The organism is Microbacterium sp. SLBN-111 (assembly GCF_049739645.1).
Taxonomy (GTDB): Bacteria; Actinomycetota; Actinomycetes; order Actinomycetales; family Microbacteriaceae; genus Microbacterium.
This window is the reverse complement of record NZ_JBMGQH010000001.1, coordinates 1,615,063-1,634,980: the sequence shown is the minus strand read 5'-3', so window position 1 is coordinate 1,634,980 and position 19,918 is coordinate 1,615,063. Positions and strand designations below refer to the sequence as shown.

Sequence of the window (19,918 nt, the reverse complement as noted above, 5' to 3'; positions counted from 1 at the left end):
GCATGTCGTGTCGGAGGCCGGCCGTAGGCTCGAACGGTGACCACACCCGCGCCGGCGACCCTGAACCGCCAGATCGTGCGGTTGGCCGTGCCGGCGCTGGGCGCGCTGATCGCCGAGCCGCTGTTCCTCATCGTCGACGGCGCCATGGTGGGCCACCTGGGGGTCGCGCCGCTCGCGGGCCTCGGGATCGGCAGCGCGGTGCTGCAGACCGTGGTCGGGCTGATGGTCTTCCTCGCGTACTCGACGACCCCCGCGGTCGCCCGCCGCTACGGTGCCGGTGAGCTGGGTCGTGCCGTGTCGGTCGGTATCGACGGCATGTGGTTCGCGCTCACGATCGGCGGGGTGCTCGCGCTCGTCGGGGTGATGGCCACGCCGCTCCTCGTCGGTGTCTTCGGCGCCGCGCCCGACGTGGCCGAGAACGCGCGCGTCTACCTGTCGATCTCGATGTGGGGGCTGCCCGCGATGCTCGTGGTGTTCGCCGCCACCGGGCTCCTCCGCGGCATGCAGGACACCTTGACGCCGCTGTGGATCGCCGGCCTCGGCTTCGGCGTCAACGCGCTGCTGAACGCGCTCTTCATCTACGGCTTCGGGTGGGGCATCGCCGGTTCCGCGATCGGGACGGTCCTGGCGCAGTGGGGCATGGTGGGCGCGTATGTGGTGATCGCCACCCGCCTGGCGCGTCGGCACGCGGCATCCGTCCGCCCCGAGGCCGAGGGTCTGCGGGGCACCGCGCGTTCCGGCGGGTGGCTGTTCGTCCGCACTCTCAGCCTGCGCGCCGCGTTCCTCGCGACGGTGGCGGTGGCCACGGGCCTCGGATCCGCCGAACTCGCCGGGTGGCAGATCGCCTTCACGATCTTCTCGACCGCCGCCTTCGCCCTCGACGCCCTGGCGATCGCGGCGCAGGCGCTCGTCGGTAAGTCGTTGGGCGCGGGCGACGTCGCGGGTGCCCGACACGTCCTGTCGCGCACGGTGGCGTGGGGCCTGTGGTTCGGGGTCGCCGTCGGGGCGCTCGTGGCGGCGGCATCCGGAGTCCTGGGGCTCGTCTTCACGGGCGATCCCGCGATCGCCGCGCTCATCCAGCCGGCCCTGCTCGTGCTCGCGGTCGCGCAGCCGCTCGCCTCGTTCGTCTTCGTCCTCGACGGCGTGCTGATCGGCGCGGGCGACGCGAAGTACCTCGCGATCGCAGGGCTGCTGAACCTCGTGCCGTACCTCCCCGCGCTCGTGCTCGTCGCCCTGTTCGCGGGCGGCGGCGCCGCGGGCCTGGCCTGGCTCGCCGCGGCGTTCTTCGGCGTCTACCTGCTGGCCCGCGCCACCACCCTGGGCCTGCGCGTGCGCGGCCGCGCCTGGACGACCGCGGGCGCCTGACACGCCCACGCGACTCCCAGGCGCCGCGCGTACCGTGCCGACATGAGGTCGAACCCCCCGGTCCTCGCGACCCTCCCCGCCCTGCTCTTCCCGGCGCTGCTCGTGCTCGCGGGGTGCACCTCGACCGACGCGACCCCGCCGTCCGCGTCCTCCGCCGGGCCATCGGCATCCGCCCCGTCTCTGGCCCCGTCGGCACCGTCCCCCGGCGCGGCGCTGCCGAGCGACGCGACCGCGCTCGAGCAGTGGGCGGCGACCGCGCTGCCGGAGAACGGCCTCGGCGGAAGCACCGCCGTCGCGCGCGGCACCGGTGAGGTCGGACCCGCCGGAGCCGCGGTCGACCTCGCGCCCGTCGGCGGATCCTGGGACGTCGTCGTCGCGTGCGAGAGCGCGACCGGAGCGCCCCTCACCGTCGAGGTCGCCGGGACCACCACCGACGTCGCGTGCGGCGCGCCGGGGCGGACCGGAGCGACGCCGACGACGATCCGATGGGATGCCGGCTCCCCGGCGACCCTCCGGGTGGACGCGCCCGAACAGGCGGTGTTCGCCTACGAAGTGCACCCGCGCGCCGGCACCTGAGTCGGGTCGGCGCGGCCTATGCCCGCGCTGGGCGCCCGGCCGTCCACACCGTCACGGAGAGCGCGAACAGCGTGACGGCCAGCACCAGGGCCCACCACGGGAAGCCGGGCACATCCGGGTGCGACCCCGCGTTCGCGAGGTCGGCCGCCGGTGTGGGCAGAACCCGCTCGCCCGTCACGAGGATCCGGTGGGTGTTGACCCCCAGCGGTGTGCACGTGACGAGGGTGACGAGGTCCTCCCCCGCCTGCGGCAGGAGCGTCTGCGTCTCGTCCGGGCGCACCACCCGCGTGTCGCGGACCCGGTAGGTGAGGACCTCGCCGAACACCTCGATGGTGAAGGTGTCCCCCACCGCCACCCGGTCGAGGTGATCGAAGAGCGTGGCCTGCGCGAGTCCGCGATGCGCGGTGAGCACGGCGTGCTGATCCGCCCCGCCGACGGGGAGGGACGTGCCCTCGAGATGCCCCACGCCCTTCGCGAGGGTCTCGTCGCTCGTGCCGTGGTAGATCGGGAGGTCGACGCCGATCACGGGGATCCGCAGTCGCGCCATCACCCCGTCGGCGTCCTCCCGCAGAAGGCTGCCGTAGTCGACGGCGGGGGCGTGAACGTCGGTGCTCTGCGGGATGCGCGCACCCGGCGCGACGACCGCGCCGCCCACGAGCGCCGCGTTGTACGCCGCGGCATCCCGGAGAGCCGCGGCACGAGCCGTCGTCGACGCCTCCCCGATCGTGCTCTCGACCCGCACGATGACCTGCGACTGGTGGTACTGCGCCCACCAGCTCGAGATCGTGGGGTAGAGCAGCAGCACGACACCCACGAGGGCCGTGAGCGCGAGGCCGACGGTCGCCCACGGCATCCTCCAGCGCGCGACGGCGGCCGCCGGCGGAGGCGTTCGGGATGCCGACGGGCTCGGGGTCATGTCACGCCTCCGTCTCAGCGGGTCGGGCGGAGGAGCCGCGAGGGGGAGGCGATCGCCGTCTCCCCCTCGGCTGCTCAGCGGCGCCGGGCGAGGACGCGGCGGCCGATGATCGCGCCCACGCCCGCGAGCGCGAGTGCGCCGCCGATCACGGTGAACAGCAGGCTCCCCGCGCCACCCGTGAGGGGCAGCGCCGGGCCGATCTGCTGCGTGTTCGCGATCGTGACGGTGGTCGGTGACGTCTCTCCCGCGGCCACCACGGTGACCGGGGTCCACGGGTCGGCGGGGAGCACGTAGCCGGCCGGAGCCTGGGTCTCCTTGAGCCAGTAGTCCGTGCTCTTCGTCGCATCGTTGCCCGCCCACAGCCCGTCGATGAAGATCTGCCCGTCCACATCGGTGGTGACGGGACCGGCGACCTTCGTGCCGTTCTTGGCGTCGTACACCTCGAACACCGCGCCCTCGAGGGTGTCCGAGGTCGTGGCATCCTGCTTGACGATCTTCAGCGGACCCCAGTTCGTCTGCGGGGTGTTGGTGGTGCGGTCGGACCCGTTCGTGTTCACCACGGCCGTGTTCGGGATGACGCCGTCGGCGCCGAGCGAGGTCACGGTCGTGGTGATGGCCGCCGTCACCGCGGTCGCGCCCGCCAGCTTCGCGAGCCCCGCGGTGGTGAAGGTGATCGTGGTGTTCCCGGCGACGGTGTAGTCGGTGTTCGCGGTGAGCGTCGTGCCGTCGACCTGGACGACGACTCCGACGTACGTGAGGCGCGGGTCGAGGGTGTCGGTGATCGAGAAGCTGCGGTAGGTGTCGCCCGCGGCGAGCGCCGGGATCGGCGCATTCACCGTCCACACGATCGTCGAGCCGAGCCCGGGCGCGGCGGGAGCGGCGACGGTCTTGGTCGGCGTCGTGGTGTTCAGCTTGTTCTTCGGATACACGTGCACGTCGTAGAGCCACGTGCCCTGGTTCGGGTACGGCACCGACACGAGGAACGGCTGCACCGGCGACACGATCGCGTTCGCGCCCGGGCTCGTCTCGGTGACCAGATACAGGCCGTAGGGCAGGTTCGAGACGACCGCCTGCCCGGTCGTGTCCGTGGCGGCCGCGGTGCCCGCCGCCAGCGAGAACGGAGCGGATGCCACGTTCTGGGGCGTTGCGCTCTGGATCTGGTCCCAACCGGCGGCCGTGGTCAGATCGATCGGCGTGCCGCTGTAACTCACGCGCTGGACGCTGAACTGGACCCCCGACAGCCCCTGCCCGAGCGCGGCGATCGCCGCGGCATCCGTGATCGGGGTGCCATCCCCCGCGGCGCCGGGATCACCGGCGTGCTTGTGGATGGTCAGCGTGCCGGTCGTGCCCTGGATGTCCGACGTGCTCGCGGTCGGGTTCGAGGCGTTCGCCGCCGGTGCCGCGGCGAACGCTCCGGCCGCGGCGAGGGCCATGATCCCGATGCCGGCGGCGAACCGGCGAAGCACGTGCGACCTGTTGCTCATTGCGATTCCTGCTCTCTGGTTCAGCGTCGCCGGCGACCGGCGGACGGTAGGTGTGTGGGGCTCGGGTGCGGGGTCAGGAGTGTGGGGTGCGGCGGCGGGCGCGGCGTAGCGCGCCGAGCACGGACAGTACGAGGAGGACCCCACCGGCGCAGACGAACGCGTCCGCGCCGGTTCCGCCCGCGAGCGGGAGAGCGGGGCCCTTCTGCTGCTCGTTCGTCTGCGCCCCGAGGTTCTGCGTCGTCCCGGCCGTCGCGGCGGACACGGTGAAGGCCAGGGATCCCGCGGCGACGTACCCGACGGGAGCGCGCGTCTCGGTCGCGGCGTAGCTGCCCCACGCGAGGTTCTCGAGGCGGAACGCCCCGGGTGCCGGGTCCTGGTCGAGACCGGTGCAGGGGGTGGCCGCGCAGTCCTTGACCACGGTGCCTGCCAGACCGGGACCGGTGAGGGTCCATTCGGATCCGGCCAGCAGGCCGCGGGTCGCCTTCGCGGTCTTGGTCCAGGTGACCGCGCCGGGCTTGCTCGAGTTGGTGACGGTGCAGACGACGGTGGCGTGCGCGGCAACGGCGACGGACGACCCCGTGACGGTCCCGCCGGCGCACGACCACGCCCCAGCCGCGTAGCCCGCGGGGCCGCCGGACTCGCTGAGCGCGTAGGTCCCCGGCGCCACGATGGCGTCGGTGATCGCGGCCGCGCCCGTCTTCCCGGTCACGGTCTGCGGTCCGGTTCCGGTCAGCGTCCAGTCCGCGGCGGTCGAGCTGCCCCCGTGGGTGTTGTCGACGACCTTCCGGAGAGTGAGAGTTCCAGAGGACGGCTTGTTCGTGATCGTGCACGCCACCGCATCCCCGGGCGCCACACCGGTGACGTCACCGCCGGACGCGACAGGCAGAGTCACCGTCCGCGTGGATCCGTCCAACGAGGTCACGGTGCAGGTCCCGGCGACGAAGTCCCACCCCGACTTCACGCTCTCGGAGACTTTCACGGTGGCCCGCGACGTGAGCGCGTCGAACGCGATCCGCCACGCGGCGTCGCCCGATGCGGGGGTGACCTGCGTGGTCGCCGAAGGTGTCATCGTCGCCGTGCCCGTCGTCGCGGTGGTCGCCGCCCCCAGCGTCCAGCCGCTCCCCGGGGCGGGGTTCTGACCGGTGATGTCCTGCACGGTCTTGTGCACGGCGACGGTCGCGATCAGAGGGGCGTTCGTGATCGTGCAGACGACGTTGTCGCTCGCGATGTTCGGGATCGTGATCGATGCGCCGGCGCCGCTCCCCACGATGAGCTGTCCGTCGTCATCGACGCATCGGTAGCTGCTGCTGTAGTCGGCCAGGCTTCCCGAGGCCGCCGTCTCGGTGAACGCGTACCCCGTGCCGTTCACGACGGGGATGGGTCCGATCTGCTGGCTCTGGAGACCGGTCGCGGTGCCGGACGTGGTAACTGACGCGACGTTCGTCAGGCCGCGGACGAGAGACAGCGTGAATTGATCGGTCGGGTTCACTCGCCCGGTCACCGACTTCAGGATGGTCAAGGTCGTCGGCGAGTCGCAGCTGGCCAGGTCGGTATTCGACCCGGGCGTCGCCGTGCTCACGGGCGACGCCCACGTCGCCGGGTCGACCAGCGCCACGGTGGACGCATTGGAGATGTAGGCGCGGCCGTCCGGTCGGAAGGCCAGCCCGTTGATCGACGTGAGCGGGGCCGTCTGAGCCGTCGTCTCGGACCGTGGGAGCTCGTTGTCGCCGGGGTGCGCAACGGCCGCGGCGAGGGTGCTCGCGGCGACCGTGTAGATGGTCGTCTTGCTCGCGCTGCCGACGATGTACAGATTGCCGAAACGGTCGAAAGCGAGATCGCCGTTCGTCTGGCCGGTCGCCGCCTTGATGTACCCGAGCTTCGAGTACCCGCCGGTGGCCGGGTCCCATTGGAAGATCTGGAAGGTCGCTTGGGAGAAGCCGCCGAAGATGAACGTCCCGGTGCTCAGGTTCACGGCGCCCGCGACCAGAGAATCCACTCCTGGCTTGTAGGCACTGCCGGGGACCACGTCCCAGACGCCCGTCGACGGTGTGTATCGAAGCAGGGCGCGAATCTCGTCGGCATCCGGGGACGAACGTTCGTACGCGTACATCGCCTGTCCGTTGTTGACGTCCACGGCCAGCCCGTTCACGGAGCTGACGACCGAGCCACCGACGGTCAGGCCCTTCCACCCGTCGCTCCACGCGGTCACCACGGGCGGAGAACTCGTGCTCGCCCCCGGAGCGATCTGCTTCACCTCACCGGTCGAGAGGACGGCGTACGCGTACCCGGTGCGGCACTGCGGAGCGGGCGTCGCGGCGGCGGCCGCCAGGGAGCGCAGCCCGGGCGCCGGTTCTGTGTCGGTCGAGGAGGCGTCCGGCGTCGGCCCCGCGTCGGCCGACGCCGGCACCGTGGTCTCCGTCGATCGGGGCGTCGGCTCGGGCTCGGGACTCGCCGACACCGCCGGCTCCGGATTCGCGGACGCCGACACCGCCGGCTCAGGGTTCTCGGATGCCGCGATCGCGGCGGGCGACGCCGCCCCGACCAGGAGCGCGCCGAGAATCACGGCCACCCCCGCACGGACGCGTGACACCCGGATGCGCGCCGCCCGGACGCGCGCCGCGCGGATCCCGAAGGGCCGACGGTCGGGTGACCACGAATGTTTCATTGGTTCGTCTCAGTTCAGGATCGGACCGAGAGGAACGGGATGCCGGAGACCGAGCACGTGCGCGCACGCACCCGGCCCATGACCCGAGAACGCCTGACTGTTGCGTCATCCGCCCCTACGCGTCCTGGGATGCTAAGACGGCTCGGCGCGTCGAACCCCCGGGATGGGCACGATCCCAGCCGCGGTGCCCGCGTTCTTCACCCGCTTTCGACGAGTCCGCACAAGACCGATGCGGGACGTCGGACCGACCCGGCTCGACCCGAACCCGAGCGCGCGGAACCCGAGTTCGCGCATTCTTTACACACGCGACACGCCGGATTCCCTATTCTGAGCGCATGCGGGGGCATGTGGCGGCAGTCGTGATCGTGGTCGCCGCGCTGATTCTGGCGATGGCCATCTTCTGCGCGGGCGGCTACTACTTCGTGGAGTACCAGGTGTGGGATGCGGCGTCTTCGACGTACGTGTACCGCGAGAGACCGTACTCCGGCGCGGTGCTGGGCCTCTCCGTGGTGTTCAGCGCCGCCGTACTGTACGCCGGGGCGCTGCTGCTCGTGCGGGCCGGCCGAGTGCATGGCAGGCCCCTCGTGGACGAGTGTCCGCTCCGGGGTGACTCGGCGCCGCGCACCGGCTCCCTCGACCGCGGCGCCGAGTCGGGCTCAATCAGCTCGCGGGGCCGTTGACGTAGCTCTGCGACACGGCGCGCTGGTCGGGGTCGTTGGCGACGGTTGCGGCGTAGCCGATCTGCGACGAGAACGTGCCCAGCGGCGTGTTCCCCGTTCCTCCCGAGTACGCGAGGCCGAACGTCACGACATCGCCGGACGCCAGTGGCGCCGTGAGCGAGAAGACGACCGAGCGGAAGTCACCCGACGCGGAGTTGTTCTGCTCGGCGAGGAGTCCGGGCGCGGGGGTGCCGTTGAGAGCGACGTTCGTCGGCGAGACCGTGTCGCCGAGCGCCACGTCGAAACTCAGCCGGACGACATCGCCCACGGCGGTCGGATTCGGCCCCACCGACGTGACGGTCGCTCCCGTGGGCCGATAGGCGGACCCGCCACCCGACGCCACCTCTTCGAAGTCCGCCGTCACCGTCGCGCCGAACGGCGAGGCATCCTCGGGGGTGCCGGGGCCGTTGACGTAGACGTTGTCGGACGCGGTCGTGTCCGACGGCTCGACGAGAGTCCACGTGCTCACCGCATCGGCGGGCTCGAGTGTGTCGTTCGGATAGTCCCCGAGGAACGTCAGCTGTGGACGGACGAGGATGCCCGTGTACGGGTCGGCGTTCGCGACGACCGTCGCGGCGAAGGTCGCGCTGTAGACGGCACGGTCCCCCGTGAGCACCGGGCCGCTGAAGGCCGCATCGCGGTCTCCCTGGCCGTCGCGCGTGTCGTAGGTGAAGCCGGTCACGTCCCAGAGTCGTCGATCGACCTCCAGGCGGAGGATCACCGGCCCCGTGTAGGTCTGCCCGGTCGTGCTGCCGACGACGACGCCCACCGGCTCGCTGGCGACGTAACGCTGGGTGAGCGCCGGAGTGAAAAGGGGCACACCGCTGCCGAACTGCGGGGAGAGCAGGGCGAGGTTCGTCGTGGTGCTCGCACTCGCCGACGGGGCGGCCACCGCCACGGCGATCACGGGCACGGCCCACGCACTCCCCTTCAGGAGCGAGCGGCGGTCGAGGCCGGAGACCGGCGCGGTCTCCAGAGGGGAATCGGACATGGCGAGGGGATCCATCCGTCGGGGGGCGAGTACGAACAGCATCGGTAGTCTGCGACACCCGGACGTGAATTTCGGCGGATCGCAGATGAGAAAGCTCTCATGCCCAGCGGCGACACCACTCGTACATGACGACGGCGGCCGCCGAGGCCGCGTTGATCGACCGCGTCGACCCGTACTGCGTGATCTCGATCACGCCGGTGGCCGCGGCGAGCGCTTCGGGCGACAGCCCCGGCCCCTCCTGACCGAACAGCAGTACGCACGCCTTGGGCACGTCCGCGCGGTCGACGGGGACGGAGCCGTCGACGTTGTCGATCGCCAGAACCGGAAGTCCGGCGTCGCGCGCCCAGCCGACGAACGCGGCGACGTCCTCGTGGTGCCGCACGTGCTGGTATCGGTCGGTGACCATGGCGCCTCGACGGTTCCAGCGCCGCTTGCCGATGATGTGCACCTCGGCGGCGAGGAAGGCGTTCGCGCTGCGGACGATCGACCCGATGTTGAGGTCGTGCTGCCAGTTCTCGATCGCCACGTGGAACGGATGCCGACGCGCGTCGAGGTCGGCGACGATGGCATCCATCGTCCAATACCGGTACGCGTCGACGACGTTGCGGCGGTCGCCCTCGGCGAGCAGCTCGCGGTCGTAGCGCGGGTCGTCCGGCCACGCGTCGGGTCCGCCGGGCCACGGCCCGACCCCCGGGAGCACCACCGGCGTCGCGTCGTCCGGCACCGGGGTCGCGTCGTGGTGGGTCACCGCTCCAGGCTATCCGCCGCCCCGCGCGCGCCGTCGAATCGAGCAACAGTACTTTTCGGCATCCCGAAATCTCGCTAATCTTTCGGGATGCCGAAAACTCTGGATGCCGCGCCCCCGCGCCGCGCCACGCGCCGCGCGGCATGGCTCCTCGGGCCCGCGATGGTCGCGGGCGTGGCGTATCTCGACCCGGGGAACGTCGCGAGCAACATGACGGCCGGGGCCGTGTTCGGCTACCTGCTCGTGTGGGTGGTGGTGCTCGGCAACGTCATGGCGTGGCTGATCCAGTACCTGTCGGCGAAGCTCGGCATCGTCACAGGCGAGAGTCTCCCGCAGCTGCTCGGGCGTCGCATCCACCGCCCGTGGGTCCGTCGGGCGTACTGGCTGCAGGCCGAGCTCGTCGCGATGGCCACCGACGTCGCCGAGGTCATCGGTGGTGCCGTCGCGCTGAATCTGCTGTTCGGCATCCCGCTGCTGTGGGGCGGGGCGATCACGGGCGTGGTGTCGATCGCGCTGCTGCTCGTGCAGTCGCGCCGCGGCGCCCGCACGTTCGAGACCGTCGTCATCGGGCTGCTGGTGATCATCGCTGTGGGCTTCACCGCGGGGCTGTTCTTCGCGCCGCCCGATCCCGTCGGTGTCGTCGGCGGACTCGTGCCGCGGTTCGACGGGGCGACGTCGGTCCTGCTCGCGGCCTCCATCCTGGGCGCGACGATCATGCCGCACGCGATCTACGCCCACTCGGCGCTGAGCCGCGATCGTTTCGCTCCCTCCGAACCGACCGCCGCCGCCGATCTCGAGGCGGCTCGCGGTGTCTCGACGCCGCGCCTGCTGCGCGCGACCCGGTGGGACGTGACGATCGCCCTCGCCGTGGCCGGCACGGTGAACCTCGCGATCCTGCTGCTCGCCGCAGCCAACCTCACCGGCGTCGACGGCACCGACAGCCTGGAGGGCGCCTACGCCGCTCTCCACGACGGGCTCGGCCCGCTGGTCGCGACGCTGTTCGCCGTCGGGCTGCTCGCGAGCGGGCTGGCATCCACGTCCGTCGGCGCGTACGCCGGCGCCGAGATCATGCACGGGCTCCTGCGCATCCGCGTCCCGCTGCTCGCGCGGCGCCTGGTGACGCTGGTCCCCGCGCTCGCGATCCTCGGGCTCGGCATCGACCCGACGGTGGCCCTCGTCCTCAGCCAGGTCGTGCTGTCGTTCGGCATCCCCTTCGCGCTCATCCCGCTCGTGGTGCTGACCTCCCGACGCGACCTCCTCGGCGTCCATCGCAACCGCCCCCTCACGACCGCCGCGGGCGTGGTGGCCTCGGTGTTCCTCGTCGCGCTGAACGCCGTCCTCCTGTGGCTGGTGTTCAGCGGCGGTTAGGCTGAGCGCGTGGACTCGCCCGTGGCCGACGACTATCTCAAGGCCATCTACCACCACACCGAGTGGCAGGACGACCCGATCACGCCCTCGCAGCTGGCCGGGGTGCTGAGCCTCGCCCCCTCCAGCGTCACCGAGATGGTGAAGAAGCTCGCGGCGCAGGGGCTCGTGAGCCACCGGCCGTACGGTCCCGTGTCGCTGACGCCCGCGGGCTCGCGGCGCGCGGCGTCGGTGATCCGTCGGCACCGCCTCATCGAGACGTGGCTCGTGCGCGAGTTCCACTACTCGTGGGACGAGGTGCACGACGAAGCCGAGATCCTGGAGCACTCGCTCAGCGACCGGCTCCTCGAGGGCATCGACGAGCGGCTCGGGCGACCCCGGTTCGACCCGCACGGAGACGCGATCCCGGATGCCACCGGCGCGGTGCACCGCGAACCCTTCGTGCTGCTGCAGGACGCGGCATCCGGCCACTCGGGGCGGGTGCTGCGGGTCAGCGATCGCGACCCCGAGCTGCTCCGGGCGCTCGTGGCACGGCGGATCGACGTGGGCCACGAGGTCGAGGTCGTGTCGCCCGATACCGTGCGCGCGGACGGCGTCGAGGTGGCGCTGCCCGAGGGCGCCGGCGCCTCGGTCTGGCTCACGCGCTGACGCGACAGGAGCGCCCGTGATGGGCGGAGGGCATGGGAGACGCGCGCGGCGCGCCCGTGACGGGCGGAGGGCGTGGGACGGCGGGAGGCCCGATCCGGCGCGGCGGATCCTCCCGCCGTCCCACGCCCTCCGATCGTCACCGCGCGCGACGCCGTCTCAGCCGAAGAACCGGATTCAGGATGCCACGCGGCGCACGCGCTCGAACGGCCAGCGGACGTGCGTCGCGGTCTCGCACGCGCGCCACAGGTCGGCGCTGAGCCCGCTGTCGCGCGTGAGGCGCGCGGGGGTCGCCCTGCGCGGAAGGCCCCGCGCGAGCTGCGCGGGTCCGTACATCGAGCCGCCCTCGGCGTGCGGGTCGGTCAGGGCGCGGACGAGAGCCCACGCCCCCTCGTCCTTCCCCTGCGTGAACGCGGCCTGGAGATTGTCGACGAACCGCGTGAGGCGCGTCGGTTCGTTCACCCCGCGGATGCCACGGGTCCGGCCACTCGTGGAGTAGCCGGGGTGGGCGACCAGGCTCTCGACCGGAACGCTGTGCGCCTTCAGGCGGCGGTCGGCCTCGAGGGCCAGCATCGTCGTGGCCGCCTTGGACTGCACGTACGCCCGCCAGGGCGTGTACCCCTCGACGAGGTCGGGGTCCGTCGGCAGATGCTTCCACAGCGACGTCGCCATGCTGCCGACCCACACCATGCGCCCGCGCGCCGCGGCCAGCGGGGTCAGCAGCTCACCGGCGAGCGCGAAGTGTCCGAGCACGTTCGTCGCGAAGACCTTCTCGTGCCCGCCGGCCAGCTCCCGAGTCTTGGGCGGGTGCACGATCCCCGCGTTCATCAGGAGGCCGTCGAGTCGACCCCGGGCGCGGACCGTCGCCGCGGCGGCGCGCACCGACCCGAGGTTGCTGGTGTCGAGGAGGAGCGTCTCGATCGAGGCATCCGGATGCGTCCGACGCACGGCCTCCTTCGCGAGCACGAGCCGGTTCGGGTTGCGGCCCGTCAGCAGCACGTGCGCGCCCGCACCGGCCAGCTGCTCGCACGAGAAGTAGCCGAGTCCGCGGGTCGCCCCGGTGACGAGGTACGCGCGGCCCGTGAGGTCGGGAAGGTTCCGGGGGTCCCACTCGTCGCGCGCCACCCTTCGACCCTAACGAGATCGCTCCGCCCCGTCACGGGTGCATTCCGCATGCGGAATACCGATCTCGTGAACTTTTTCGCTCGATCGCGTGACGAATGGCCGAGTCGACGCGTCTGAGGAGTGAGCACACCGGCTCCGCCGCGGCCACCACCCGGCGCGACGACGTCACTTAGGGAAGGAACCGATCATGGGTCTCGACGACAAGATCAAGAACGCCGCTCAGGACATCGTGGGCAAGGCGAAGGAAGCCATCGGCAACGCCACCGACAACGACAAGCTCGTCGCGGAGGGCAAGGCCGACCAGGTCAAGGCCGAGGCGAAGAAGGCCACCGAGGACGTGAAGGACACGTTCAAGTAAGCGTCCCCGCGGGGCGCCGACTCCGGGTCGGCGCCCCGTCCTCTTCCCTCTGGCTCTGTCGGCCCCCCGCGTTAGGCTGGGGCCATGCGAACCCGGGGCGACATCGAGTGCTGGCTCACCGACATGGACGGCGTGCTCGTCCATGAGAACACCCCCGTGCCGGGCGCGTCCGAACTGCTCGCGCAGTGGCGCGCCGAGGGTACGCCGTTCCTCGTCCTCACCAACAACTCGATCTTCACGCCGCGCGATCTGAGTGCGCGGCTGCGGTCGTCGGGCCTCGTCGTGCCCGAGTCCTCGATCTGGACCTCCGCCCTGGCCACCGCCGATTTCCTGCGGTCGCAGATGCCCGGCGGCTCCGCCTTCGTCATCGGCGAGGCCGGGCTCACCACCGCGCTGCACGAGGCGGGCTTCATCATGACCGAGACCGCGCCCGACTACGTCGTGGTCGGCGAGACGCGCAACTACTCGTTCGAGGCGATCACGAAGGCCATCCGCTTCATTCGCGACGGTGCCCGTTTCATCGCCACGAACCCGGATGCCACGGGTCCCTCGACCGAGGGCGTGCTGCCCGCGACCGGGGCGATCGCCGCGCTCATCACGAAAGCGACCGGCAAAGAGCCGTACATCGTGGGCAAGCCGAACCCGATGATGTTCCGGTCCGCCCTCAACCGCATCGGCGCGCACTCCGAGAACACCGGCATGATCGGCGACCGCATGGACACCGACATCGTGGCCGGCATCGAGGCGGGGCTGCACACCGTGCTCGTGATGACGGGGATCAGCGACCAGAACGAGATCGAGAAGTACCCGTTCCGGCCCGACGAGATCCTGGCATCCGTCGCCGACCTCGTCCGCGCCGAGCCGGTCGAGACCGACCTCGCCGACGGCGAAGAGGGCCTGGCCGAAGGCCTGTGACGTGGGCGCGCTCGACGACGGGGTGAAGGTCGCGGCGGTCGACGCCGCCGAGTGGGGCCGCTGGCTCGACGAGAACCACACCGTGTCAAAGGGCGCGTGGCTGCTCCGCGGTCGCGGAGCCGACGCCGGCCGCTACGTCGAGTACGAAGAGGCGATCTGCGAGGCGCTGTGCTTCGGGTGGATCGACGGTCCGGTGCGCGTGTTCGACGAGCTGAGCTCGGGCCTCTGGTTCGCGCCGCGTCAGCCCCGGAGCGGCTGGGCGGCGACGAACAAGGCCCGCATCGCCCGACTCGAGGCCGAGGGACGTCTGCGGCCCGCGGGTATCCGCGCGCTCGAGGTCGCCCGCGCGAACGGCGCGTGGGAGATCCTCGACGGGCCCGAGGCCGGCATCGAGCCACCCGAGCTGACAGCCGCGCTCGACGCGGTGCCCGCCGCACGGGCGAACTGGGACGCTTTCCCGCCCTCGGCCCGCAAGTTCGGCCTGACGCAGATCGCGATGGCCGTACGGCCGCAGACCCGCGAGGCGCGGATCGCCAGGATCGTCGCCGACGCCGCCGCGGGCAAACGCCCCGCCTGATCAGGAGACCCCATGGACGACCGCACGCTCTGGCTCCTCACGGCCTTCGTCATCACCGCCGGCACGCTCGTCGCGTTCATCGTGCAGTGGCGCCGCTCGCGGAAGGGCGACCACCGCGACCCGTTCGACGGTCCGGGCGACGGCGGGGAGTGATCCCCGAGGCGCCGCGGCCGACTACTGCGGGGCGAGGCCCAGGTCGTCGAGGTCGATGGATGCCAGCCACTGCAGGCCCTCGGCCTCGATCGCGGCCTGAGCGCCCGTCTTGCGGTCGACGATCACGGCGACGGCGACGACCTCGGCGCCCTCGCGGCGCAGGGCCTCGACGGCCTTGAGGGCGGACTGCCCGGTCGTCGAGGTGTCCTCGACGACGACGACGCGCTTGCCCGCGACGTCGGCACCCTCGATCTGGCGACCGCGGCCGTGGTCCTTGGGCTCCTTGCGCACGACGAACGCGTCGAGCGGGCGACCCGCGTGCACCGACTCGTGCATCACGGCGTTGGCGATCGGGTCGGCGCCCAGCGTGAGCCCGCCGACGGCGACGACACCGTCGAGGTCCTTCACGAGGTCGAGGACGAGACGACCGATCGCGGGGGCGGCTCGGTGGTCGAGCGTGAGCTTGCGCATGTCGACGTAGTACGTCGCCTTCTTGCCGCTCGAGAGGGTGAAGTCGCCGTGGAACACCGCCTCGGCGTTGATGAGGCCGATGAGGGCCTGACGGTCGGCTTCGAGCTCGGGCGTGGAGGCGGTGGTCACGGCGTCGATTCTATGGGGGTCACCGGGGCGGCCCGCCGACACGGGATACTCGCCGGGTGAGGAAGAAGAAGCTCGACGCGCTGATCCAGCGGCTCAGCGGCGAGGGGAGCACGGCCGAGGTGCGTGCCGCGCGGACGGAAGCCAAATGGCGCGCCCCCAGCCATCCGGAACTGCGTCGGACGCTCGCCGAGCACTACCGACGTCTCGGCGACCCCGCGCAAGCCGGGCGCTGGGGCCTCGTCTTCCCCGGGTGGGCGAAGCCGCACGAGGTCGCACGGTTGCGGTGGTTCCTCCTCGCCAACGCTGACGGCGGAGGCTTCGTTCGTCGGTATCTCGAACTCGGATGGCGCGAGCCCGTTCCCCCCGAGCTCGCGGACCTGGTTCCGCCCGCGCACGTGGACAGCGGGCCGAAACCCGACGCCCCGTCGTTCGCGGTGGGGTGCGGCGGCGCGGCTCTCGTCGTGGGTGGGATCGGGGCGATGTTCATCGCAGCGGTGCGGTTCGTCGGGCAGGCGCTCATCGCCGGCTCGGTGGATGAGTCGCTCCTTGACGTCCTCGTCCCGGGTCTGTTCGGTCTGGCAGGCGCGATCGCTCTCGTCCCCGCGTTCCGGAAGCGGTCGAAGGACGAGCGGGCGGCCGCTCGACGGTTCACCATCGAGCGCGCCCTCACCCTCCTCGACGAGCGTCCCGACGAAGGTCGGGTGATGCTCCAGTCTCTGGCCCGGACGACGGACGACGCCTCGGTGCGTGCCGCCCTCGTCACCGACGCACGCCGGAATGGACGACCCGCTGATGCCGGACGATGGGGATGCACGGAGGACGGCGTCACGACCCCCGCAGAACGCGACGCCTTCGCGACTATGATTCTGCGCAGACCGTCGACGAACGTGATCGAGCGGACGTTGACACTCTCAGGAGCGGCGTGGTCGATAGACCCCGGCAGCGGCGACCTCGCCGACGTTCTCCGTCGCGTCGGAGCGACACTTCCGAGCCCGGTTCCGCCGGTCGCCCCCGATATTCCGCCACGGCTACGGTGGTGGTTCGCCCCCCTCCTGGTCCTGCCTGTGGGGGCGGTCGGGATCAGCCTCCTCCCGGCATCTGCTCACCCGATCGCGGCGGGCACGCTCGCCGTCATGGCGACGTCGTGGGCGGTCATCGCCTTCGTGGCCGGTGTCGCGCGCGAGCGACCGCGTGGGCACAGGATCGGGTACATGGTGTGCGCTCTCGTCATGGCGGCCGTCGCGACCGGACTGGCGTTCGCCGCCACGTGAAGTCGTCATCACCTGCACGCGGACGTCGCCCTGGCCCGGCGATGTCCCCGCCCGAAAGTAGGCTGGATGCCATGCGCTTGGCCACCTGGAACGTCAACTCCGTCCGCGCCCGCGTCGCCCGCACCGTCGAGTTCGCCGTGCGCGAGCACATCGACGTGCTGGCGATGCAGGAGATCAAGTGCAAGACGGACCAGTTCCCGTACGCGGCGTTCGAAGAGGCCGGCTACCACGTCGTCGCGCATGGGCTGAACCAGTGGAACGGCGTCGCGATCGCCAGCCGCGAGCCGATCGAGGACGTCGAGATCGGCTTCCCCGGGATGCCCGGGTTCGAGAAGGGCCAGGAGGGTCCCGACCTGCCGAAGGAGGCGCGGGCCCTCGGCGCGACGATCAACGGCGTGCGGGTGTGGAGCCTGTACGTCCCGAACGGCCGCGGGCTCGACGACCCGCACTACCGTTACAAGCTCGACTGGCTCGAGGCCCTCCGCCGTCACACCGAGGACACTCTCGCGGCGACCCCCGGCCTGCCCCTGGCCCTCACGGGCGACTTCAACATCGCCCCGACGGATGCCGACAACGGCGACCCCACCGTGATCGAGGGCGTGACCACGCACGTCTCTCCGCCCGAGCGCGCCGCGTTCGCCGCGTTCGAGTCCGCGGGGCTCACCGACGTGGTGCGTCCCCTCATCCCCACCGGATACACCTACTGGGACTACAAGCAGCTGCGCTTCCCCCGCAACGAGGGGCTGCGGATCGATTTCATCCTCGGCTCCACGGCGTTCGCCGACGCCGTGCAGGGCGCCGAGATCCACCGCAACGAGCGCAAGGGCGAGGCGCCGAGCGACCATGTGCCCGTCGTCGCCGACCTCGACTTCGCCGACGGCGAGGACGACGACCTCCCGATGATCTTCGGCTGACGGCATCCGGGATCTTTTTTCGTCCCCCTGTCGATTCCGGGCCGCGCAATTCGACGCGATAGTAGGGGCAGGCATCCGCTCCCCCGGAATCCACGGCAGCAGGGAAGAGAAGAGACCATGACGAAGTACATGCTGATCATGCGCGGCACCGACGAGGCGTACGCGGCATACAAGCAGATCCCCTTCGAGCAGATCATCAACGACATGGGCGCGTACAACGAGTCCATGATCACCGCGGGCGTGCTCGTCGCCGGCGACGGCCTCGCCGAAGACATGAGCCAGAACTTCGTCGTCGAGTTCGGCGGTGAGGAGCCGGTGGTCACCGACGGCCCCTATGGCGAGACGCACGAGCTGTTCAACGGCTTCTGGATCATCGAGGTGTCGTCGCGCGACGAGGCGATCGAGTGGGCGCGCCGCGCGCCGCTCATCGCCGGCAACAAGCTCGAGGTGCGCCGGGTCACCGACGAGACCGACTTCGCCGCCTTCGCCGACAACGAGTACATCCAGAAGGAGGAGGGCTGGCGCGAGGAGCTGTCAGGGCGGTGACCCCCGACCCCGACCTCTCGCGCCGCGTCGCGGCGATCTGGCGCATCGAGGGTGCCCGGATCGTCGCGGCGCTGGCCCGCGTGGTCGGCGACCTCGGCACCGCGGAAGACCTCGCGCAGGACGCGCTCGTCGAGGCTGTGGAGCAGTGGGGGCGCGACGGCGTTCCGCGGAACCCCGGGGCGTGGCTCACGGCGGTGGCGAAGCGTCGCGCGATCGACGGCTGGCGGCGCGAGCAGCGCCTCGGCGCGAAGTACCGGCTCCTCGCCGCCGACCTCGACGAGGTGGCCGACGACGTGTGGGAGCCGATCGACGACGACGTCCTGCGGCTCGTGTTCGCCGCCTGCCACCCGGTGCTCTCGCGCGAAGCGCAGGTGGCGTTGACGCTGAAGGTCGTGGGCGGGCTCGACACCGAGGCGATCGCGCGACTCTTCCTGGTCCCCGTGCCGACGATGCAGCAGCGGATCGTCCGCGCGAAGAAGGCGCTGAGCGCGGCGCGCGTCCCCTTCGCGGTGCCCGAACCGGCCGAGTGGCCCGCACGGCGCACGGCGGTCCTCACCGTCGTGTACCTGATCTTCACCGAGGGCTACGTCGCGAGCACGGGCGACGCGGTCCTCCGCACGGAGCTCGCGCACGAGGCGCTGCGCCTCGGCCGCGTCCTCGACCGGCTGCTCCCCCGCGAGCCGGAGGTGCTCGGGCTGTCCGCGCTCATGGAGTTCCAGGCATCCCGCTTCGCCGCCCGGATCGACGGGAACGGGGATGCCGTGCTCCTGGCCGACCAGGATCGACGCCGGTGGGACCACTCGGCGATCGCCCGCGGCCGCGCGCTCCTCGACCGGGCCGACGCCCTCGGCAAGGGCCGCGGCCCGTATCAACTGCAGGCCGCGATCGCGCTGTGTCACGCCGAGGCCGCGAGCGTCGAGGCCACCGACTGGGACCGCATCGTCCTGCTGTACGAGATGCTCGGCCGGATCACCGCCAACCCGGTGGTCGAGCTCAATCGCGCGGTCGCCGTGTCGATGGCATCCGGTCCCGAAGAAGGGCTCGCGATCGTCGACGGGATGGATGCCACGCCCTTGCGCGGTTCGCACCTGCTGCCGTCGGTGCGCGGCGAACTGCTCGCGCGCCTGGGCCGCGTCGAGGACGCCCGCGCCCAGCTGCTCGAGGCCGCGGGCCTCACCCGCAACGCCCGCGAGGCCGCGCTGCTGCGGCGGAAGGCCGAGGCGCTGGGCGGCTGAGGCTCGAAGGTCCACCGGCGCGAAGCACGACGCTCGCGAACGTCGCAGATTTCCCCGTTCTTCGCAGGATTCCGCCGGAAATCTGCGAAGAACCGCCGAATCTGCGAACTTCGCGTGCAACGGCGGGGCCGGAGCGAACCCCGACCCCGCCGTGGGGTGCGTCAGACCGCGGGAACCGCCGCGGGAGCGGTGCGCTCGACGAGCGTCACGAGCGCCTCGATGATCGAGCGGAGGAACGCCGCCGTGCCCTCGTCGTTGACCGTGCCGTCCTCGTCGAACAGGCCGGGCGTCGATTGGATGTAGCCCTCGGGCTGACCGAGCACGAGCGCGTTGTAGTGCAGGAGGACCGAGCGCAGGTGCTGCTGACCGGCGGCGGTGGCGATGCCGCCCTGCGAGGTGCCGACGACCGCGGTCGGCTTGTCGTTGAACGACGCCTCGCCGTACGGACGCGCCGACCAGTCCAGCGCGTTCTTCAGCACACCGGGGATGGAGCGGCTGTACTCGGGGGTCACGATGATGACGCCGTCGGCATCCTCGATCGCGTTCTTGAAGTCCGTCGCGACCTGCGGGAAGTTCCCGTCGTAGTCGGGCGAGTAGAACGGGAGGTCCTTGATCGGAATCTCCTTCAGCGTCACGCCCTCGGGCGCGACCTTCTCGAGTGCCTTCGCGAGGCGACGGTTGATCGAGGTGCTGGAGATGCTTCCGACGATGTAGCCGATGGTGTAGTCGGTCACGATGATCCTTCCTGGGATG

At 71.4% G+C, this 19,918-nt stretch carries 21 protein-coding genes; 13 read left to right on the top strand and 8 right to left on the bottom strand.

Features of this window, described 5'->3' with window-relative positions; all coding sequences use genetic code 11:
* The first annotated feature begins 36 nt into the window (after positions 1-36).
* Positions 37-1,365 (top strand): MATE family efflux transporter, encoded by a 1,329-nt coding sequence (locus RKD05_RS07700; protein ID WP_424709153.1) that lies wholly within the window; start codon positions 37-39, stop codon positions 1,363-1,365.
* Positions 1,366-1,407: 42 nt separating this feature from the next.
* A complete protein-coding gene (locus tag RKD05_RS07695; RefSeq protein ID WP_424709152.1) occupies positions 1,408-1,941 on the top strand; it encodes a hypothetical protein in 534 nt (177 codons plus the stop codon).
* Between the two features lie 16 nt (positions 1,942-1,957).
* Here RKD05_RS07695 and RKD05_RS07690 read toward each other — a convergent pair whose 3' ends face one another.
* The 3 genes from RKD05_RS07690 to RKD05_RS07680 all read right to left on the bottom strand — a co-directional run bounded on the left by RKD05_RS07690 (position 1,958) and on the right by RKD05_RS07680 (position 6,931).
* Positions 1,958-2,857 (bottom strand): class C sortase, encoded by a 900-nt coding sequence (locus RKD05_RS07690; protein WP_424709150.1) that lies wholly within the window; start codon positions 2,855-2,857, stop codon positions 1,958-1,960.
* Positions 2,858-2,931: 74 nt separating this feature from the next.
* Positions 2,932-4,341 (bottom strand): SpaH/EbpB family LPXTG-anchored major pilin, encoded by a 1,410-nt coding sequence (locus tag RKD05_RS07685; RefSeq protein WP_424709148.1) that lies wholly within the window; start codon positions 4,339-4,341, stop codon positions 2,932-2,934.
* Positions 4,342-4,414: 73 nt separating this feature from the next.
* A complete protein-coding gene (locus tag RKD05_RS07680) occupies positions 4,415-6,931 on the bottom strand; it encodes a SpaA isopeptide-forming pilin-related protein (RefSeq protein ID WP_424709147.1) in 2,517 nt (838 codons plus the stop codon).
* A 410-nt stretch (positions 6,932-7,341) separates the two neighbouring features.
* Between RKD05_RS07680 and RKD05_RS07675 the strand changes: the two genes are divergently transcribed.
* Positions 7,342-7,686 carry a hypothetical protein gene (locus RKD05_RS07675; protein ID WP_424709146.1) on the top strand — a complete coding sequence of 115 codons (345 nt, stop codon included), beginning with the start codon at positions 7,342-7,344 and terminating at the stop codon, positions 7,684-7,686.
* On the opposite strand, the gene RKD05_RS07670 is transcribed toward RKD05_RS07675, so the two are convergent.
* Together RKD05_RS07670 and RKD05_RS07665 are read right to left on the bottom strand one after the other, a co-directional pair.
* A complete protein-coding gene (locus RKD05_RS07670; RefSeq protein WP_424709145.1) occupies positions 7,667-8,716 on the bottom strand; it encodes a hypothetical protein in 1,050 nt (349 codons plus the stop codon). The two genes, RKD05_RS07675 and RKD05_RS07670, sit on opposite strands and share 20 nt — an antisense overlap.
* Positions 8,717-8,813: 97 nt before the next feature.
* Complete coding sequence (locus tag RKD05_RS07665) at positions 8,814-9,464, bottom strand: TrmH family RNA methyltransferase (protein WP_424709143.1); 651 nt, start codon at positions 9,462-9,464, stop codon at positions 8,814-8,816.
* Between the two features lie 87 nt (positions 9,465-9,551).
* On the opposite strand from RKD05_RS07665, the gene RKD05_RS07660 reads away from it, so the two are divergent.
* Together RKD05_RS07660 and RKD05_RS07655 are read left to right on the top strand one after the other, a co-directional pair.
* Positions 9,552-10,829 carry an Nramp family divalent metal transporter gene (locus RKD05_RS07660; protein ID WP_424709141.1) on the top strand — a complete coding sequence of 426 codons (1,278 nt, stop codon included), beginning with the start codon at positions 9,552-9,554 and terminating at the stop codon, positions 10,827-10,829.
* A gap of 9 nt (positions 10,830-10,838) precedes the next feature.
* Positions 10,839-11,474 (top strand): metal-dependent transcriptional regulator, encoded by a 636-nt coding sequence (locus tag RKD05_RS07655; protein WP_424709139.1) that lies wholly within the window; start codon positions 10,839-10,841, stop codon positions 11,472-11,474.
* 174 nt (positions 11,475-11,648) lie between these two features.
* Here the strand turns inward: RKD05_RS07655 and RKD05_RS07650 are convergent, their stop codons facing one another.
* Complete coding sequence (locus RKD05_RS07650) at positions 11,649-12,596, bottom strand: SDR family NAD(P)-dependent oxidoreductase (RefSeq protein WP_424709137.1); 948 nt, start codon at positions 12,594-12,596, stop codon at positions 11,649-11,651.
* Positions 12,597-12,783: 187 nt separating this feature from the next.
* Here RKD05_RS07650 and RKD05_RS07645 point away from each other — a divergent pair, with 187 nt between their 5' ends.
* The 4 genes from RKD05_RS07645 to RKD05_RS07630 all read left to right on the top strand — a co-directional run bounded on the left by RKD05_RS07645 (position 12,784) and on the right by RKD05_RS07630 (position 14,599).
* Positions 12,784-12,954, top strand: a complete 171-nt coding sequence (locus RKD05_RS07645; RefSeq protein ID WP_022878170.1) for a CsbD family protein — start codon at positions 12,784-12,786, stop codon at positions 12,952-12,954.
* Between the two features lie 84 nt (positions 12,955-13,038).
* Entirely contained in the window at positions 13,039-13,869 is an 831-nt protein-coding gene (locus RKD05_RS07640) for an HAD-IIA family hydrolase (protein ID WP_022878171.1), read from the top strand.
* A gap of 1 nt (position 13,870) precedes the next feature.
* The gene (locus RKD05_RS07635) at positions 13,871-14,446 is read left to right on the top strand and encodes a YdeI/OmpD-associated family protein (RefSeq protein ID WP_424709136.1); all 576 of its coding nucleotides are present in this window, start codon (positions 13,871-13,873) and stop codon (positions 14,444-14,446) included.
* Positions 14,447-14,458: 12 nt separating this feature from the next.
* Complete coding sequence (locus tag RKD05_RS07630) at positions 14,459-14,599, top strand: hypothetical protein (protein ID WP_424709134.1); 141 nt, start codon at positions 14,459-14,461, stop codon at positions 14,597-14,599.
* A gap of 21 nt (positions 14,600-14,620) precedes the next feature.
* Here RKD05_RS07630 and pyrE read toward each other — a convergent pair whose 3' ends face one another.
* Positions 14,621-15,199: an orotate phosphoribosyltransferase gene (gene pyrE, locus RKD05_RS07625; protein ID WP_022878174.1), complete on the bottom strand. Its 579-nt coding sequence runs from the start codon at positions 15,197-15,199 to the stop codon at positions 14,621-14,623.
* 56 nt (positions 15,200-15,255) lie between these two features.
* On the opposite strand from pyrE, the gene RKD05_RS07620 reads away from it, so the two are divergent.
* The 4 genes from RKD05_RS07620 (at position 15,256) to RKD05_RS07605 (ending at position 19,165) form a co-directional block, all read left to right on the top strand.
* Positions 15,256-16,470, top strand: a complete 1,215-nt coding sequence (locus RKD05_RS07620) for a hypothetical protein (protein ID WP_424709133.1) — start codon at positions 15,256-15,258, stop codon at positions 16,468-16,470.
* Between the two features lie 71 nt (positions 16,471-16,541).
* Complete coding sequence (locus tag RKD05_RS07615) at positions 16,542-17,384, top strand: exodeoxyribonuclease III (protein ID WP_424709132.1); 843 nt, start codon at positions 16,542-16,544, stop codon at positions 17,382-17,384.
* Positions 17,385-17,501: 117 nt separating this feature from the next.
* Positions 17,502-17,930: a YciI family protein gene (locus RKD05_RS07610; RefSeq protein ID WP_022878177.1), complete on the top strand. Its 429-nt coding sequence runs from the start codon at positions 17,502-17,504 to the stop codon at positions 17,928-17,930.
* Positions 17,927-19,165 (top strand): RNA polymerase sigma factor, encoded by a 1,239-nt coding sequence (locus RKD05_RS07605; RefSeq protein ID WP_424709130.1) that lies wholly within the window; start codon positions 17,927-17,929, stop codon positions 19,163-19,165. The genes RKD05_RS07610 and RKD05_RS07605 overlap by 4 nt, the downstream gene beginning before the upstream one ends.
* Before the next feature lie 161 nt (positions 19,166-19,326).
* Here the strand turns inward: RKD05_RS07605 and RKD05_RS07600 are convergent, their stop codons facing one another.
* Complete coding sequence (locus tag RKD05_RS07600; RefSeq protein WP_424709129.1) at positions 19,327-19,899, bottom strand: NADPH-dependent FMN reductase; 573 nt, start codon at positions 19,897-19,899, stop codon at positions 19,327-19,329.
* Positions 19,900-19,918 lie beyond the last annotated feature (19 nt).

Bases quoted from the DNA above. Each gene is read 5' to 3' on its own strand.
- RKD05_RS07695 (WP_424709152.1), top strand. From the start codon at position 1,408: ATGAGGTCGAACCCCCCGGTCCTCGCGACCCTCCCCGCCCTGCTCTTC.
- RKD05_RS07690 (WP_424709150.1), bottom strand. From the start codon at position 2,857: ATGACCCCGAGCCCGTCGGCATCCCGAACGCCTCCGCCGGCGGCCGCC.
- RKD05_RS07685 (WP_424709148.1), bottom strand. From the start codon at position 4,341: ATGAGCAACAGGTCGCACGTGCTTCGCCGGTTCGCCGCCGGCATCGGG.
- RKD05_RS07675 (WP_424709146.1), top strand. From the start codon at position 7,342: ATGCGGGGGCATGTGGCGGCAGTCGTGATCGTGGTCGCCGCGCTGATT.
- RKD05_RS07670 (WP_424709145.1), bottom strand. From the start codon at position 8,716: ATGTCCGATTCCCCTCTGGAGACCGCGCCGGTCTCCGGCCTCGACCGC.
- RKD05_RS07660 (WP_424709141.1), top strand. From the start codon at position 9,552: ATGCCGAAAACTCTGGATGCCGCGCCCCCGCGCCGCGCCACGCGCCGC.
- RKD05_RS07645 (WP_022878170.1), top strand. From the start codon at position 12,784: ATGGGTCTCGACGACAAGATCAAGAACGCCGCTCAGGACATCGTGGGC.
- RKD05_RS07640 (WP_022878171.1), top strand. From the start codon at position 13,039: ATGCGAACCCGGGGCGACATCGAGTGCTGGCTCACCGACATGGACGGC.
- RKD05_RS07630 (WP_424709134.1), top strand. From the start codon at position 14,459: ATGGACGACCGCACGCTCTGGCTCCTCACGGCCTTCGTCATCACCGCC.
- RKD05_RS07615 (WP_424709132.1), top strand. From the start codon at position 16,542: ATGCGCTTGGCCACCTGGAACGTCAACTCCGTCCGCGCCCGCGTCGCC.
- RKD05_RS07610 (WP_022878177.1), top strand. From the start codon at position 17,502: ATGACGAAGTACATGCTGATCATGCGCGGCACCGACGAGGCGTACGCG.